The sequence below is a fragment of the Stenotrophomonas sp. TWI273 genome (assembly GCF_039674765.1).
Lineage (GTDB): Bacteria > Pseudomonadota > Gammaproteobacteria > Xanthomonadales > Xanthomonadaceae > Stenotrophomonas.
Genome location: NZ_JBDJOA010000010.1, coordinates 18,086 through 33,701 on the forward strand (window position 1 = coordinate 18,086; position 15,616 = coordinate 33,701).

14 protein-coding genes are annotated in these 15,616 nt (G+C 66.2%); 9 read left to right on the top strand and 5 right to left on the bottom strand.

Annotated features, from left to right (window positions below; all coding sequences use genetic code 11):
* Window positions 1-909 (bottom strand): acyl-CoA thioesterase II, encoded by a 909-nt coding sequence (gene tesB / locus ABE571_RS13540; protein ID WP_088432131.1) that lies wholly within the window; start codon window positions 907-909, stop codon window positions 1-3.
* A 140-nt stretch (window positions 910-1,049) separates the two neighbouring features.
* A complete protein-coding gene (locus ABE571_RS13545) occupies window positions 1,050-1,829 on the bottom strand; it encodes an enoyl-CoA hydratase/isomerase family protein (RefSeq protein WP_313217594.1) in 780 nt (259 codons plus the stop codon).
* A gap of 34 nt (window positions 1,830-1,863) precedes the next feature.
* Here ABE571_RS13545 and ABE571_RS13550 point away from each other — a divergent pair, with 34 nt between their 5' ends.
* Complete coding sequence (locus tag ABE571_RS13550) at window positions 1,864-2,313, top strand: copper chaperone PCu(A)C (protein ID WP_346483233.1); 450 nt, start codon at window positions 1,864-1,866, stop codon at window positions 2,311-2,313.
* Window positions 2,314-2,413: 100 nt separating this feature from the next.
* On the opposite strand, the gene ABE571_RS13555 is transcribed toward ABE571_RS13550, so the two are convergent.
* The gene (locus ABE571_RS13555) at window positions 2,414-2,821 is read right to left on the bottom strand and encodes a thioesterase family protein (protein ID WP_265309403.1); all 408 of its coding nucleotides are present in this window, start codon (window positions 2,819-2,821) and stop codon (window positions 2,414-2,416) included.
* Window positions 2,818-5,793, bottom strand: a complete 2,976-nt coding sequence (uvrA, locus tag ABE571_RS13560; RefSeq protein WP_121043407.1) for an excinuclease ABC subunit UvrA — start codon at window positions 5,791-5,793, stop codon at window positions 2,818-2,820. The genes ABE571_RS13555 and uvrA overlap by 4 nt, the downstream gene beginning before the upstream one ends.
* A gap of 295 nt (window positions 5,794-6,088) precedes the next feature.
* Between uvrA and rplU the strand changes: the two genes are divergently transcribed.
* The 3 genes from rplU (at window position 6,089) to obgE (ending at window position 7,929) form a co-directional block, all read left to right on the top strand.
* Window positions 6,089-6,406 carry a 50S ribosomal protein L21 gene (gene rplU / locus ABE571_RS13565; RefSeq protein WP_019184518.1) on the top strand — a complete coding sequence of 106 codons (318 nt, stop codon included), beginning with the start codon at window positions 6,089-6,091 and terminating at the stop codon, window positions 6,404-6,406.
* A gap of 15 nt (window positions 6,407-6,421) precedes the next feature.
* Window positions 6,422-6,682, top strand: coding sequence for a 50S ribosomal protein L27 (gene rpmA, locus ABE571_RS13570; protein ID WP_019184517.1), 261 nt, complete (start codon window positions 6,422-6,424; stop codon window positions 6,680-6,682).
* A 194-nt stretch (window positions 6,683-6,876) separates the two neighbouring features.
* Window positions 6,877-7,929, top strand: a complete 1,053-nt coding sequence (gene obgE, locus ABE571_RS13575; protein WP_313217598.1) for a GTPase ObgE — start codon at window positions 6,877-6,879, stop codon at window positions 7,927-7,929.
* Window positions 7,930-8,113: 184 nt separating this feature from the next.
* Here the strand turns inward: obgE and rpsT are convergent, their stop codons facing one another.
* Window positions 8,114-8,383: a 30S ribosomal protein S20 gene (rpsT, locus tag ABE571_RS13580; RefSeq protein ID WP_019184515.1), complete on the bottom strand. Its 270-nt coding sequence runs from the start codon at window positions 8,381-8,383 to the stop codon at window positions 8,114-8,116.
* 116 nt (window positions 8,384-8,499) lie between these two features.
* On the opposite strand from rpsT, the gene murJ reads away from it, so the two are divergent.
* The 5 genes from murJ (at window position 8,500) to ispH (ending at window position 15,465) form a co-directional block, all read left to right on the top strand.
* Entirely contained in the window at window positions 8,500-10,104 is a 1,605-nt protein-coding gene (murJ, locus tag ABE571_RS13585; protein ID WP_313219157.1) for a murein biosynthesis integral membrane protein MurJ, read from the top strand.
* 75 nt (window positions 10,105-10,179) lie between these two features.
* Window positions 10,180-11,127, top strand: coding sequence for a bifunctional riboflavin kinase/FAD synthetase (locus ABE571_RS13590; RefSeq protein ID WP_346493831.1), 948 nt, complete (start codon window positions 10,180-10,182; stop codon window positions 11,125-11,127).
* Window positions 11,124-13,955: an isoleucine--tRNA ligase gene (gene ileS, locus ABE571_RS13595; protein WP_346493832.1), complete on the top strand. Its 2,832-nt coding sequence runs from the start codon at window positions 11,124-11,126 to the stop codon at window positions 13,953-13,955. Before ABE571_RS13590 ends, ileS begins: the two co-directional genes overlap by 4 nt.
* Window positions 13,955-14,461 carry a signal peptidase II gene (gene lspA / locus ABE571_RS13600; protein WP_313211085.1) on the top strand — a complete coding sequence of 169 codons (507 nt, stop codon included), beginning with the start codon at window positions 13,955-13,957 and terminating at the stop codon, window positions 14,459-14,461. The genes ileS and lspA overlap by 1 nt, the downstream gene beginning before the upstream one ends.
* A gap of 53 nt (window positions 14,462-14,514) precedes the next feature.
* Window positions 14,515-15,465, top strand: a complete 951-nt coding sequence (gene ispH, locus ABE571_RS13605) for a 4-hydroxy-3-methylbut-2-enyl diphosphate reductase (RefSeq protein WP_123728670.1) — start codon at window positions 14,515-14,517, stop codon at window positions 15,463-15,465.
* Window positions 15,466-15,616 lie beyond the last annotated feature (151 nt).

Sequence of the window (15,616 nt, forward strand, 5' to 3'; positions counted from 1 at the left end):
TCAGTCCTTGGCCGGCACGGCGGCGGCCGCGGCACTGTCATCGACCACGCGGATCAGGCCTTCCTGCGCCGTACTGGCGACCAGGATGCCGTTGCGGGTGAAGAACTGGCCACGCGCCAGGCCACGCGAATCCTGCGCGCTGGGGCTGTCCAGCGAGTACAGCAGCCAGTCGTCGGCGCGGAACGGGCGGTGGAACCAGATCGCATGGTCCAGCGAGGCCATCTGCACGTGCGGCTGGTAGTAGCTGATGCCGTGCGGGAAGGTCGCGGTGCCGAGCAGGTGGAAATCCGAGGCGTAGGCGAGCAGGGCCTGATGCAGCTCCGGAGCATCGCCGACGGTCTCGTTCAGGCGCAGCCAGACCTGGTGGTAGGGCGGGCGCTTGGGCGGATTGAGTTCATCGCGCGGGTAGACATGGCGGAACTCGAACGGGCCGCCGCGCGAGAGCCAGCGCTGCACCTTGATCGGCAGACGATCCAGCACCGCCTGCGGCAGCGGCTGGTTCGGCTCGATGTCTTCCGGCTGCGGCACTTCCGGCATCTTGTGCTGGTGCTCGGCGCCGGTCTCGGCCTGCTGGAACGAAGCGGCGCAGAAGAAGATCACCTTGCCGTGCTGGATCGCGGTGACCCGGCGGACGGAGAAGCTGCCGCCGTCACGGGTGCGGTCCACGTCATAGACGATGGGATGGTCGATGTTGCCGGCGCGCAGGAAGTAGGCGTGCAACGAATGCACGTGACGGCCGTTCTCGACCGTCTTCTGGGCGGCGGACAGCGCCTGGCCCAGCACCTGGCCGCCAAAAACGTACTTGGTGCCGATATCGCGGCTCTGGCCGCGGAACAGATTGTCTTCCAGGCGTTCGAGCGAGAGCAGGTCGATCAGCTCGGAAACGACGGGTTCGTGCGTGGCGGACAAGGGAAGCAACCTGGGGTGGGCGAAAGCAAATTATAGGGTAGTGCCGACCCATGGCCGGCAACCCCGCACCACTTCGATCGTTCATTGTCTGGTTGCCGGCCAGCGGCCGGCACTACCGGGGCGTTGGCGTTTGCCGGACTTCAGGCCTTGCCGAGTCTGGCGACCAGCCCGTGCAGCGCCTGTTGGGCGTCCGGGGCGTACCAGGCGTCCACGAAGCGGTCGAGCTGGATGAGGTCGGCGTGCAGCGCCTCATGCAGGTCGGCGCGGGCGATGGCGCGGGTCAGCAGCATCGGTTGGCGCGGCAGCTTCAGCAGGCTCTGCAGCCAGGCCACGGCGCGGGCGACAACCTGATCCGCATCGACCACCTCATCGACCAGCCCGATCTGCAGTGCACGCTCGGCCGGCACCATCTCGCCGCCGACCAGCAGGGTGGTGGCCCGATGGTGGCCGACTACGCGGCGCATCAGGCGCTGGATGCCTTCCGGCGCGACCAGCCCGACCTGCACTTCGTTCAGGCCGATCACCGTGGGATGGGCGGCATCGGGGCTGCGCGCGATGATCCGGTAGTCGCAGCACAGCGCCAGCACGCAGCCGCCGGCAGGGGCGTGCCCGGTCATGGCCGCCACCACCGGCACGCGGCATTCGGCCAGGGTGCGCACGGCGCCGAAGAAGGCCTGCCAACTGTCCAGCAGCTTGTGCCTGTCATCGCCATGGCCGAGCAGGTGCGGCACGTCCATGCCGGCACTGAAGATGCGCTCGCTCCCGGACAGCACGATGCCGTGCACGTCCTCGGACATGGCCTGGTTGATCGCCTGGATCAGGTGCCGGCACAGCTCGGTGTCCAACGCATTGACCGGCGGACGCGCCAGCCGCAGTTCGCGGATGGGGCCATGGTTGATCACCTCGATGAGCGTCGTCATGCTGCAGTCTCGTTGCGGACAGGGAACGAAGCCGATGATAACCAAACCATTCGTGTGCGTATTGTTGGGGTTGTGTGCGTTCGCAGCATCGGCGCCGACAGTGGCCGCAGAACCTTCCTGTGTGTCACTGCGCGACGGCTGGCTGCGGTTGCCGCCGGCCGCGATGCCGATGGCCGCCGGTTACGGGCGGATCCGCAACGACTGCCGCGAGGCGGTCGTGGTGATCGCCGCAGGCAGCAAGGCGTTCGGCGATGTGTCCCTGCATGAAACCACGCTGGTCGACGGGGTCAGCCGGATGCGCGCGGTGGAGCGATTGCCGATCGCGGCGGGGGCGACGGTCGAGCTCAAACCTGGCGGACTGCATCTGATGCTGATGCAGCCGGAGGTGGCACTGAAGGAAGGCGCACAGCTGCCGTTGCGGCTGAGCCTGGAAGATGGGCGCAAGGTGGATGGGATGATGCAGGTGCGCAGCGCGGTACCGTAAGGCCCCATGGGGTATGGAACGGTAGTGCCGGCCGCTGGCCGGCACCCATGCACATCCGTCCGGCGTCATGAGGTTGCCGGCCAGCGGCCGGCACTACCCCTCAGGTGGACGCGGTGCGGATCGCCTCGGGCAACGGCGCGCTCTTGCCGGTCTGCGTGTCCATCCAGACCACCACCACGTTGCCATCCGAATACAGCGTGCTGTCGTTCTTCTCGTCCACGATGCGGTGGCCGATGGTCACGCTGCTGTTGCCGAGGCGCTCGACGAACAGCTCCACCACGATGTCGTTGGGCCACACGATCGGCAGGCGGTAGTTGACGTTCGTGGCCGCCACCACCGGGGCGATGCGGTCGGTCATCGAAACGCCTTCCACGCCCAGCATCCAGCGCACGCGCGCTTCTTCCAGGTAGGAGATGTACTTGGCGTTGTTCACGTGGCCCATGCTGTCCATGTCGCGCCAGCGGACGCTGATCGGCACGCGGGCGAGGATCTTGTGCTCGTTGCTCATGCGGTCTTCTTCTTGGTCTTGCTGGGGGCTTTGGTCGCGGCGGTCTTGCGCACGGCCTTCTTCGGTTCCGGCTTGGCTTTGCGCGGCGGGCGGGCGTCGGGCTTGTTGGCCACGGCCGCCGGCTGTTCCGGGCGCGCGCTGGTGGAGGGCAGCATCTTGGCCAGGAACTGGCCGGTGTACGAGGTCGGGCAGGCCGCCACGTCTTCCGGCGTACCGGTGACCAGGATGGTGCCACCGCGATGGCCGCCTTCCGGACCCAGATCGACAATCCAGTCGGCGGTCTTGATCACATCCAGGTTGTGCTCGATCACCACCACCGTGTTGCCTTCGTCGCGCAGCTTGTGCAGCACGCCGAGCAGCGCTTCGATGTCGTGGAAGTGCAGGCCGGTGGTCGGCTCATCCAGGATGTACAGCGTGCGCCCGGTATCGCGGCGCGACAGTTCCTTGGACAGCTTCACGCGCTGCGCTTCACCACCGGACAGCGTGGTCGCGCTCTGGCCCAGCTTGATGTAGCTCAGGCCCACATCGACCAGCGTTTCCAGCTTGCGCGCGATGCTCGGCACCGGCTCGAACAGCTTCAGCGCATCTTCGACGGTCATCTGCAGCACGTCGTTGATGTTGTAGCCCTTGTAGAGGATCTCCAGCGTTTCGCGGTTGTAGCGCTTGCCGTGGCAGACATCGCAGGGCACGTACACGTCCGGCAGGAAGTGCATTTCCACCTTGATCAGCCCATCGCCCTGGCACGCTTCGCAGCGGCCGCCACGCACGTTGAAGCTGAAACGGCCCGGCGAATAACCGCGCGCACGCGCTTCGGGCACTTGCGCATACAGCTCGCGCAGCGGCGTGAACAGACCGGTGTAGGTGGCCGGGTTCGAGCGCGGGGTGCGGCCGATCGGCGACTGATCGATGTCCACCACCTTGTCGAACAGATCCAGCCCGTCCACTTCCTTGTAGGGCGCGATCGGGTGCGAGGAACCGTTGATCTCGTTGGCGGCCAGCGAGAACAGGGTGTCGTTGATCAGGGTCGACTTGCCCGAGCCGGACACGCCGGTGATGCAGGTCAGCAGGCCCGAGGGAATATCCAGGTCCACGCCCTTGAGGTTGTTGCCGCTGGCACCGCGCAGGTGCAGCGTCATCTTCGGGTTGGGCTTGTGCCGGCGCGCCGGGATCTCGATGGCGCGCTTGCCTGACAGGTACTGGCCGGTCAGCGAACGCGGCGCATCCAGGATGTCCTGCAGCGTGCCCTGGCCGACGATCTCGCCGCCGTGCACACCCGCGCCCGGACCGATGTCCAGCACGTAGTCGGCCAGGCGGATCGCGTCTTCGTCATGCTCGACCACGATCACCGTGTTGCCGAGGTCGCGCAGGCGGGTCAGGGTGCCGAGCAGGCGCTCGTTGTCGCGCTGGTGCAGGCCGATCGACGGCTCATCCAGCACGTACATGACGCCGACCAGGCCGGCACCGATCTGCGAGGCCAGCCGGATGCGCTGGGCTTCGCCACCGGACAGGGTGTCGGCCTTGCGCTCCAGGGTGAGGTAATCCAGGCCGACATCGACCAGGAAGCCGAGACGTTCACCGATCTCCTTGACGATCTTGCCGGCGATCTCGCCGCGCCAGCCGGGCAGGGTCATGCTGCTGAAGAACTTCAGCGCATCGTCGATCGGCATCACCACCAGTTCGGGCAGCGCACGGTCGGCCACGAACACATTGCGCGCGGCCTTGTTCAGGCGCTGGCCCTGGCACTCGGGGCAGTTGCGCTCGCTGATGTACTTGGCCAGCTCTTCGCGGACGGCCGAGGATTCGGTCTCTTTGTAGCGGCGTTCGAGGTTGGGAATGATGCCCTCGAAGCGATGCTTGCGCTGGGTGCGGCCACCGGCTTCGGTGAAGTAGGTGAAGGTGATCGTCTCCTCACCGCTGCCGTACAGCACGGCCTGGCGCACGTCCTCGGGCAGGCTCTGCCAGGGGGCATCGGTGTCGAACTTGTAGTGCTTGGCCAGCGAGGCGATCAGCTGGAAGTAGTACGCATTGCGACGGTCCCAGCCGCGCACGGCGCCGGCCGAGAGCGACAGCTCCGGGTGCACCACCACGCGCGAGGGATCGAAGAACTCGGCCATGCCCAGGCCATCGCAGCCCGGGCACGCGCCGACCGGCGAGTTGAACGAGAACAGGCGCGGTTCCAGCTCCGGCAGCGAGTAATCGCAGACCGGGCAGCTGTACTTGGAAGAGAACAGATGCGCAGGCGCATCCTCCACATCCAGCGACTGCACCGAGACCATGCCGTCGCCCAGCTTCAGCGCGGTTTCAAAGCTCTCGGCCAGGCGCTGCTTGATGTCCTCGCGCGGGCGGAAACGGTCGATCACCGCTTCGATGGTGTGCTTCTGGCGCAGTGCCAGCGGCGGCACCGCATCGATTTCATGCAGCTGGCCGTCCACCCGCACGCGCACATAGCCCTGCGCGCGCAGCTGGTCGAACACCTGGGCGTGCTCGCCCTTGCGCTCGCGGATCACCGGGGCCAGCAGCATGTAGCGCTGCTCGGCATCCAGGGTCAGCACGTGGTCGACCATCTGGCTGACCGTCTGCGCTTCCAGCGGGTAGCCGTGGTCCGGGCAGCGCGGGCTGCCGACGCGGGCGTACAGCAGGCGCAGGTAGTCGTAGATCTCGGTGATCGTGCCGACGGTCGAGCGCGGGTTGTGCGAGGTCGATTTCTGCTCGATCGAGATCGCCGGGGACAGGCCCTCGATGTGGTCCAGGTCCGGCTTTTCCATCACGCTGAGGAACTGGCGGGCATAGGCCGACAGCGACTCCACGTAACGACGCTGGCCCTCGGCGTAAATGGTGTCGAACGCCAACGAGGACTTGCCCGAGCCGGACAGGCCGGTGATGACAATCAGCTTGTCGCGGGGCAGGTCGAGATCGATGTTCTTGAGATTGTGCGTCCGCGCGCCGCGGATGCGGATGAAATCCATCGCCATGGGGGATCCGTTGTGGGGCTTCGGCTCAGGGAGCCGGCAAGCGGGTGGGGCAATCGGAAACGGCAATCGGTCAGCCTACCGAGCTTGGGATTTGGGGGCAATCGCGGACTTTGCCACCCCCATGTCTCATTCCCTGAGACCCCGCCAGCCGGTTTCCTGAACCGTATTCAGCCAAATCCGGGTCAGAGCAGGGGGTGGGTTGACCCGAAGTGGTTGAAGTCATTAAAATTCCGCTTCTGTCCGCCCTCGATGGCGGCAGTCCATAGACCACAATAACTACAGAGGAAGTCTGGTCATGTACGCAGTACTGGTAACCGGCGGTAAGCAATACCGCGTGGCGCAGGGCGAAACGCTCCGCGTTGAAAAGCTCGAAGTCGAAGTCGGCAACGAGATCAAGTTCGACAACATCCTGATGCTGGGCGACAGCGATGGCATCAAGCTGGGCGACGCGCTGAGCGGCGCTTCGGTCACTGCCAAGGTCGTGTCCCAGGGTCGTGCCGACAAGGTCCGGATCATCAAGTTCCGTCGCCGTAAGCACCACATGAAGCGCCAGGGTCACCGTCAGTACTACACCGAAATCGAGATCACCGGCATTGCCGGTGGCAGCAAGTAATAAGGAGAAGCAGTCATGGCACATAAGAAGGGCGTAGGCTCATCGCGCAACGGTCGCGACTCCAACCCGAAGTACCTCGGCGTCAAGATCTTCGGTGGCCAGGCCATCGATGCCGGCAACATCATCGTGCGTCAGCGCGGCACCCAGTTCCATCCGGGTACCGGCGTTGGCCTCGGCCGTGACCACACCCTGTTCGCGCTCGTCGACGGCAAGGTGGAGTTCTCGGTCAAGGGCCCGAAGAAGCGTCGTACCGTCAGCGTCGTCGCCGAAGCCTGATCTTCAGCGGTACGCAGGCGCCCACGCCACGGCGTGGGGTCGCTGACGAAAGCCCCGCTTCGGCGGGGTTTTTCGTTGGTATCAACTATCGGGCGGGACATTTCCCGCCGCCGGCCCTGGATCGTACCGGGGCCGTTAGACTCTGCGGTGGGGTGCACCTCGCGCCCGCCGCCTCCAGATTGGCATCCAGAATCATGAAACTTGTAGACGAAGCAGAAATCCAGGTGATCGCCGGCAATGGCGGCAACGGCTGCATCGGTTTCCGTCGCGAGAAGTTCATTCCGCTGGGCGGGCCGGACGGTGGCGACGGCGGTAATGGCGGCAGCGTGTGGATCCGCGCCGACGAGAACCTCAACACCCTGGTCGATTTCCGCCATGACCGCATCTTCAAGGCGCAGCGCGGCGAGAACGGCATGGGCCGCCAGGCCTATGGCAAGGGCGGCGAAGACCTGGTCATCACCGTGCCGATCGGCACCGTGATCATGAACGTCAGTACCGACGAAGTGATCGGCGACCTGACCAGCCATGGCGACCGCCTGCTGGTGGCCAAAGGTGGCCGCGGCGGCCTGGGCAACATGCATTTCAAGAGCTCCACCAACCGCTCGCCGCGCCAGGCGCTGCCGGGCGAAGAGGGTGAAGAGCGCCTGATCAAGCTCGAGCTGAAGCTGCTGGCCGACGTGGGCCTGCTGGGCTTCCCGAATGCCGGCAAGAGCACCCTGATCCGCGCCGTGTCCGCGGCGACCCCGAAGGTGGCCGATTACCCGTTCACCACGCTGTACCCCAATCTGGGTGTCGTGCGCGTGGAGAACTACCGCAGCTTCGTGATCGCCGACATTCCCGGCCTGATCGAGGGTGCGGCCGACGGCGCTGGGCTGGGCGCGCAGTTCCTGCGCCACCTGCAGCGCACCCGCCTGCTGCTGCACCTCGTGGATATCTCCCCGATGGAAGGTGGTGTGGAAGGTGTCTCGCCGATCGAGCAGGTCCGGGCGATCGAGCGTGAGCTGGAAAAGCACGACCCGGAGCTGCTGAACAAGCCGCGCTGGCTGGTGCTGAACAAGGCCGACCTGATGTTCGAGGACGAGGCCAAGGCCGCCGCCGAGAAGATCGTTGCCGAGCTGGGCTGGACCCAGCCGTGGTACCTGGTCTCGGCCCTCGGCCGTGAAGGCACCTGGCCGATCATGAACAACATCATGGCCTTCTTTGATCGCCAGAAGGAAGACGAGGCGCAAGCGCGCGATGCGTACTGAGCGCACCCGCGCGCCCCTGAGAAACCCGGCTCCGGCCGGGTTTTTCTGTGGTGCCGCCGTCGCCGCCAGCCGGTCTGGACGTCGCAGATCGCAGGCAACAAAAAACCCGGCCGGGGCCGGGTTTTTTTCTGCGGCTGGATCGAAGCCACGCGGGGCGTGGCTCTACGACACCCGCAGCGCCGTATCAGGCGGCCTTGATGGCCTTGATGCGCGCGGTCAGGCGGCTCTTATGGCGAGCAGCCTTGTTCTTGTGGATCAGACCACGCGAGCTGAAACGGTCGAGGATCGGCTGGGCAACAGCGAAGGCTGCCTCGGCGCCGGCGGCGTCATTGGCATCCAGAGCCTTGATCACCTTCTTGACAGCGGTGCGCAGCATCGAACGCTGAGCCGTATTGCGCGCGTTGCGCACGACGGTCTGCTTGGCGCGCTTCTTGGCGGACTTGATATTGGCCACAGTGGTGGTTTCCTGAAAAATCGGTGTAATGGGAACAGCAAGCTGGAAAGTATGATGGCTCGAAAAATGTACGTCAAGTCAATTGTCAAGAGGGAACACGGGTGAGTTCACCAAGGATGTTGCGGGGCCTGCTGTCTTTCAGCAGCATGACCATGATTTCGCGGGTGTTGGGGCTGGTTCGCGACCTGGTCATCACCACCACGTTCGGCACCAATGCGGTGACGGACGCCTTCTGGGTCGCCTTCCGGGTGCCCAATTTCCTGCGCCGGCTGTTCGCCGAGGGCTCGTTCGCCACCGCGTTCGTCCCGGTGTTCACGGAGGTGAAGGAAACCCGCTCGCATGCCGAACTGCGCGAACTGATGTCGCGCGTGGCGGGCACTTTGGGCGGCGTCCTGCTGCTGGTCACCGCACTGGCGTTGATCTTCGCGCCGCAGCTGGCGACCCTGTTCTCCAGCGGAGTGGATACCGACCCGGCCAAGCACGGCCTGCTGGTGGACCTGTTCCGGCTGACCTTCCCGTTCCTGCTGTTCGTGTCGCTGACCGCGCTGGCCGGCGGGGCGCTCAACAGTTTCCAGAAGTTCGCGATGCCGGCGCTGACCCCGGTGATCCTCAACCTGTGCATGATCGCCGGTGCGCTGTGGCTGGCCCCACGGCTGGGGGGCACCCCGGAGAAGCAGATCCTGGCCCTGGGCTGGGCGGTGCTGGCCGCCGGCCTGCTGCAGCTGCTGTTCCAGCTGCCGTCGCTGAAGGGCATCAACCTGCTGACCCTGCCGCGCTGGGGCTGGCAGCACCCGGGGGTGCGCAAGGTGCTGACCCTGATGGTGCCGACCCTGTTCGGTTCCTCGATCGCGCAGATCAACCTGCTGCTGGATACGGTGATCGCGGCCAAGCTGACCGACGGCTCGCAGTCCTGGCTGTCGCTGGCCGACCGCTTCCTGGAACTGCCGCTGGGCGTGTTCGGCGTGGCGCTGGGCACGGTGATCCTGCCGGCGCTGGCCCGCCACCATGTCAGTACCGACAAGGCCGGCTTCTCCAGTGCGCTGGACTGGGGCCTGCGCACCACGCTGTTGATCGCCATCCCCGCCATGCTGGGCCTGCTGCTGCTGGCTGAGCCGCTGATCGCCACCGTGTTCCAGTACGGCCGCTTCACCGCGTTCGATACCCGCATGACCGCGCTGTCGGTGTACGGCCTGAGCTTCGCCCTGCCAGCCTTCGCGCTGCTCAAGGTGGTGCTGCCGGCCTTCTATGCCCGCCAGGACACCCGCACCCCGGTCCGCGCCGGTGTGGTCGCGCTGGTGGCCAACATGGTCTTCAACTTCATCCTGCTGGCCGTGCTGTACCACGTGATGGTGCCGGAGGCGCTGAAAGCGCAGGGTGTCTGGGTCGCGTTGGGCAAGCAGCCGGGCCTGCATCTCGCGCTGGGTATCGCCAGCGCGCTGTCCAGTTATCTGAACCTTGGCCTGCTCTGGTATTGGCTGGGCAAGACCGATGTCTACCAGCCCAAGGCGGGCTGGGGCGGCTATGCGACCAAGCTGGGGCTGGCCTGCCTGGCCATGGTGGCGGTGCTGCTGGGCCTGCGCTACGGGATGGCGGACTTCACCGGCATGGATAAATGGCACCGGATCGGCAACCTCGCGCTGCTGGTCGGCGGTGGCGGTCTGACCTATCTGGTGGCCCTGGTCGCCATGGGCTTCCGTCCGCGCCACCTGCGGGAGCATTGATCCGGGGGCAGCCCGGCTATACTTCATGGCTATCTCTTGCAAAGCATCGGCCCTGGTGGGTCGCATTCCACGTAGATGAGCAGGCTGTTTAGAAGCGTCGAAGGCGGGCAACTGTTCCCGCACGGAAGCGTGGTCTGCATCGGCGCATTCGACGGCCTGCACCTGGGTCATCGTGCGTTGGTGCGCCACGCCGTTTCGCGCGCGCGCGCGCTGGGCGTGGCCGCCGTGGCGGTGGCCTTCGAGCCGCTGCCGCGCGAATACTTCGCCCAGGGTGAGCCGCCGCCGCGGTTGACCCTGGCCCGCGACAAGGTCGCCATGCTGCGCGAGCTCGGCGTGGATGCGGTCGGCCTGCTGCGCTTCGATGCGCGCATGGCCGCGATGCAGGCCGAGGCGTTCGTCGAGCAGCTGCTGGTGCACCGGCTGAGCGCGCGTGAAGTGTGGATCGGGCCGGAGTTCTGCTTCGGCAACCGCCGCAAGGGCGATCTGGCCCTGCTGCAGGCGATGGGCGGCGAGCGTGGCTTCAGTGCCGGTGAGATCGAGCCGGTCGACCTGCATGGCGAGCGCATCTCCAGCACCCGCATCCGCCAGCTGCTGCGCGCCGGTGATTTCAGCCATGCCGGCGATCTGCTGGGCAGGCCGTATACGATTGGGGGCAGGGTAGTGCGCGGCCGCCAATTGGGCCGTACGCTGGGCTTCCCGACCGCCAACCTGCGCTTTCCGAAGACGCCGGCGCTGTCGGGGATCTACGCGACCTGGGTCCACGGTGTGTTCGACCAGCCGTGGCCGTCGGTCTCCAGCTTCGGTACGCGTCCCACCGTGGATGGCGTGGAGCCGCTGCTGGAAGCGCACCTGTTTGATTTCCAGGGCGACCTGTACGGCCGCCACATCGATGTCGAGTTCGTCGCCAAACTGCGCGATGAAGAAAAGTTCCACGATCTGGCTGCGTTGACCGACCAGATGCACCGTGACGCCGAACAGGCCCGTCACATCCTTTCCGAACACAGATTGCGAGCCACTGCGTGAGCCAGGACTACAAAGCCACCCTTCATCTGCCGGCAACCGAATTCCCGATGCGCGGCGACCTGCCCAAGCGCGAGCCGGGCATTCTGTCGCGCTGGGAGGACGAGGGCCTTTACGCCCGCCTGCGCGACAACGCGCAGGGCCGCCCGCTGTTCGTGCTGCACGACGGCCCGCCCTACGCCAATGGCCAGATCCACCTCGGCCACGCCGTCAACAAGATCCTCAAGGACATCATCGTCAAGTCGCGCTACCTGGCCGGCTTCGATGCGCCCTACGTGCCGGGCTGGGATTGCCACGGCCTGCCGATCGAGATCGCGGTCGAGAAGAAGTGGGGAAAGGTCGGCGTCAAGCTCGATGCGGTCGCGTTCCGCCAGAAGTGCCGCGAGTTCGCCGAAGAGCAGATCGAACTGCAGCGCCGCGATTTCAAGCGCCTGGGCGTGATCGGCGATTGGGACAACCCGTACAAGACGCTGAGCTTCGATTTCGAAGCCAACGAAATCCGTGCGCTTTCCAAGGTGTTCGCCAACGGTCACATCGTGCGCGGGGCCAAGCCGGTGCACTGGTGCTTCGACTGTGGCTCGGCGCTGGCCGAGGCCGAAATCGAATACCAGGACAAGACCTCGCCGGCGATCGACGTGGCCTACGTCTCGCGTGACGCGCAGCAGCTGGCCGAACGCTTCGGCGTGACGCTGCCGGCTGATGTCGAGGTGGCGGTGCCGATCTGGACCACCACCCCGTGGACGCTGCCGGCCTCGCTGGCGGTGTCGCTCGGTGCGGAGATCGAATACGTGCTGGCCGAAGGCCCGGCCCACAACGGCAAGCGTCGTTGGCTGGTGCTGGCCGCCGCGCTGGCCGAGCGTTCGCTGCAGCGCTACGGCGTGGACGGTCTGGTCGTGCACGGTCGTGCCACCGGCGCCGCGCTGGAAAACCTGCTGCTGGCCCATCCGTTCTACCCCCAGCGCGACATCCCGCTGCTCAACGGCGCCCACGTCTCCGATGAAGACGGCACCGGTGCGGTGCATACCGCCCCGGGTCATGGCCAGGAAGACTTCGTGGTCAGCCAGCAGTACGGGCTGATGGACAAGTACAACGCCGGCCAGATCAACCCGGTCGACGGCCGTGGCGTGTACCTGTCCTCGACCCCGCCGGCCGGCGATGTCGAGCTGGCCGGCGTGCACCTGTGGAAGGCGCAGCCGCTGATCATCGATGTACTGCGCGCCTCCGGTGCGCTGCTGGCCTTCGTTGAGATCGTGCACAGCTACCCGCATTGCTGGCGCCACAAGACCCCGGTCGTGTTCCGCGCCACCCCGCAGTGGTTCATCTCGATGGACAAGGCCAACCTGCGCCGCGACGCGATGGCCGCGATCGACAGCGTCGGCTGGTTCCCGAGCTGGGGCAAGGCGCGCATCGGCTCGATGGTCGATGGCCGCCCGGACTGGTGCATCAGCCGCCAGCGCACCTGGGGCGTGCCGATCGCGCTGTTCACCCACCGCGAAACCGGTGAGCCGCACCCACGCACCGTCGAGCTGATGCAGCAGGTTGCTGACCGCGTGGAGGCCGAAGGCATCGACGTGTGGTACTCGCTGGACAGCGCCGAGCTGCTGGGCGAGGAAGCGTCGCAGTACGAGAAGGTCACCGACATCCTGGATGTCTGGTTCGACTCGGGCGTGACCCATGAAGGCGTGCTGCTGGCGCGTGGCTTCGGCAAGCCGGCCGATCTGTACCTGGAAGGCTCGGATCAGCACCGCGGCTGGTTCCAGTCCTCGCTGCTGACCGGCGTGGCCATCGACAAGCAGGCCCCGTACAAGCAGTGCCTCACCCATGGCTTCACCGTGGATGAGAAGGGCCGCAAGATGTCCAAGTCGCTGGGCAACGGCATCGAGCCGCAGGACATCATGAAGACCCTGGGCGCGGACATCCTGCGCCTGTGGATCGCCTCGGCCGATTACAGCAATGAAATGTCGCTGTCGCAGGAAATCCTCAAGCGCAACGCGGATGCCTACCGGCGCCTGCGCAACACCGCGCGCTTCCTGCTCGGCAACCTGGATGGCTTCGACCCGGCCCAGCACCTGGTGGCCCCGGCCGACATGGTCGCGCTGGACCGCTGGATCGTGCACCGCGCCTTCGAGGTGCAGGAGAAGATCAAGGCGGCGTACACCGGCTACAACATGGCCGAGATCGTGCAGCTGCTGCTGAACTTCTGCAGCGTGGATCTGGGCTCGGTGTATCTGGATGTCACCAAGGACCGCCTGTACACCATGCCGGTGGACTCGCGCGGCCGCCGCTCGGCGCAGACCGCGATGTACCACATCGCCGAAGCGTTCACGCGCTGGATCGCGCCGATCCTAAGCTTCACCGCCGATGAGCTGTGGGGGTACCTGCCGGGCGAGCGCAAGGAGAACGTGCTGTTCGCCACGTGGTACGAAGGCCTGGCCCCGTTGCCGGCCGATGCACCGCTCAACGCCGCCGACTTCGATCAGCTGCTGGCCCTGCGCGAGCAGGTTGCCAAGGTGCTCGAGCCGATGCGTGCCAACGGTGCGATCGGTGCGGCGCTGGAAGCGGAGATCACCGTCGCCGCCGATGCCGAGACCGCCGCGCGCTGGCAGCCGCTGGCCGAGGAGCTGCGCTTCCTGCTGATCAGCGGTGACGTGCAGGTGCGCCCGGCGACCACCGACGAGGTGTTCGTCAGCGCCCAGCCGACCGGCAAGCAGAAGTGCGTGCGCTGCTGGCACTACCGCGCCGATGTCGGCTCGGTGGCGGCGCACCCGGAACTGTGTGGCCGCTGCGTGACCAACATCGACGGTGCCGGCGAAGACCGGCGGTGGTTCTGATGGCCGCCGCCCGTCCGCGTCCGAACGCGCTGATCTGGCTGCTGCTGTCGGCGGCGATCATCATCGCCGACCAGTGGAGCAAGGCCTGGGTGCTGTCCAGCCTGCCCGAGTACGAGCCGGTGGTGGTCATCGAGGGCTTCTGGAACTGGTACCGCACCTACAACACCGGTGCGGCATTCAGCTTCCTGAGCGATGCCGGTGGCTGGCAGCTGTGGTTCTTCACCGCACTGGCAGTGGGCATCAGCGGCCTGATGGCCTACTGGATGTGGGGCACCGCGCGCGGTGCCTGGCGCAGCGCCGTGCCTTACGCGCTGGTGATCGGCGGGGCGATCGGCAACGTGATCGACCGCCTGATGCACGGTCACGTGGTCGACTTCATCCAGTGGCATATCGGGGACCATTACTGGCCCTCGTTCAACATCGCTGATTCGGCGATCGTGGTCGGCGCGGTGGGTATCGCCCTGTTCGGCCTGTTCGACGGCAAGGCGGCCAAAAAAGCGGGATAATTCCCTCCTGTATCCGTAACAACCCGGCTTACGCCGGCCGGAGTATCTGACCGATGGATGTGTTGCTCGCCAATCCGCGTGGTTTCTGTGCCGGTGTCGATCGTGCGATCGAGATCGTCAAGCGCGCGATCGAGACCCTGGGTGCGCCGATCTACGTGCGCCACGAGGTCGTGCACAACCGGTTCGTGGTCGATGACCTCAAGGCCCGCGGCGCGATCTTCGTCGAGGAGCTCGACGAAGTGCCGGACGACAACACGGTGATCTTCAGCGCCCACGGCGTGTCCCAGGCCGTGCGCCAGGAAGCCGACCGCCGTGGCCTGAAGGTGTTCGACGCGACCTGCCCGCTGGTCACCAAGGTGCACCTGGAAGTGGCCCGCCACTGCCGCGCCGGCCGCGACGTGGTGCTGATCGGCCACGCCGGGCACCCGGAAGTGGAAGGCACGATGGGCCAGTGGAGCCGCGAGCGCGGCACCGGCCAGATCTACCTGGTGGAGGATGTGGAAGACGTCGCCACGCTGGTCATCGACCAGCCGGAGAACTTCGCCTACACCACCCAGACCACGCTCTCGGTGGATGACACCCGCAGCATCATCGACGCGCTGCGCACCCGCTTCCCGGCGATGCAGGGCCCGAAGAACGACGACATCTGCTACGCCACTCAGAACCGCCAGGACGCTGTGCGCGATCTGGCCAAGCGTTGTGATCTGGTGCTGGTGGTCGGTTCGCCCAACAGCTCCAACTCCAACCGCCTGAGTGAACTGGCGCGCCGTGATGGCGTGGAGTCCTACCTGATCGACGGTGCCGACGAGATCGATCCGGCGTGGGTGGCCGGCAAGAAGCACATCGGCCTGACCGCGGGCGCCTCGGCACCGCAGGTGCTGGTGGATGGTGTGATCGCGCGCCTGAAGGAGCTCGGCGCTACCGGCGTCGGTGAACTGGAGGGCGAGCCCGAATCGATGGTGTTCGCGCTGCCGAAGGAATTGCGGCTGCGCTTGGTCGACTGACCGCGCAGCATTCCGCCACGCATGCCATGGCGCTGCCCCGGTAGTGCCGGCCGCTGGCCGGCAGCGCACCCCGGTTGGCCCTGATCCCGACCGGCAGACAGAACGTCACTGCACGCCGCTGTGCCAATCATGGCCGCAACGCGACGCATGA

Excerpts from the sequence above, each read along its gene's own strand:
- ABE571_RS13550 (WP_346483233.1), top strand. The coding sequence starts at position 1,864 with ATGATAACCAAACCATTCGTGTGCGTATTGTTGGGGTTGTGTGCGTTC.
- ABE571_RS13545 (WP_313217594.1), bottom strand. The coding sequence starts at position 1,829 with ATGACGACGCTCATCGAGGTGATCAACCATGGCCCCATCCGCGAACTG.
- rplU (WP_019184518.1), top strand. The coding sequence starts at position 6,089 with ATGTACGCAGTACTGGTAACCGGCGGTAAGCAATACCGCGTGGCGCAG.
- obgE (WP_313217598.1), top strand. The coding sequence starts at position 6,877 with ATGAAACTTGTAGACGAAGCAGAAATCCAGGTGATCGCCGGCAATGGC.
- uvrA (WP_121043407.1), bottom strand. The coding sequence starts at position 5,793 with ATGGCGATGGATTTCATCCGCATCCGCGGCGCGCGGACGCACAATCTC.
- ispH (WP_123728670.1), top strand. The coding sequence starts at position 14,515 with ATGGATGTGTTGCTCGCCAATCCGCGTGGTTTCTGTGCCGGTGTCGAT.
- lspA (WP_313211085.1), top strand. The coding sequence starts at position 13,955 with ATGGCCGCCGCCCGTCCGCGTCCGAACGCGCTGATCTGGCTGCTGCTG.
- ABE571_RS13555 (WP_265309403.1), bottom strand. The coding sequence starts at position 2,821 with ATGAGCAACGAGCACAAGATCCTCGCCCGCGTGCCGATCAGCGTCCGC.
- rpmA (WP_019184517.1), top strand. The coding sequence starts at position 6,422 with ATGGCACATAAGAAGGGCGTAGGCTCATCGCGCAACGGTCGCGACTCC.
- ABE571_RS13590 (WP_346493831.1), top strand. The coding sequence starts at position 10,180 with ATGAGCAGGCTGTTTAGAAGCGTCGAAGGCGGGCAACTGTTCCCGCAC.
- murJ (WP_313219157.1), top strand. The coding sequence starts at position 8,500 with ATGTTGCGGGGCCTGCTGTCTTTCAGCAGCATGACCATGATTTCGCGG.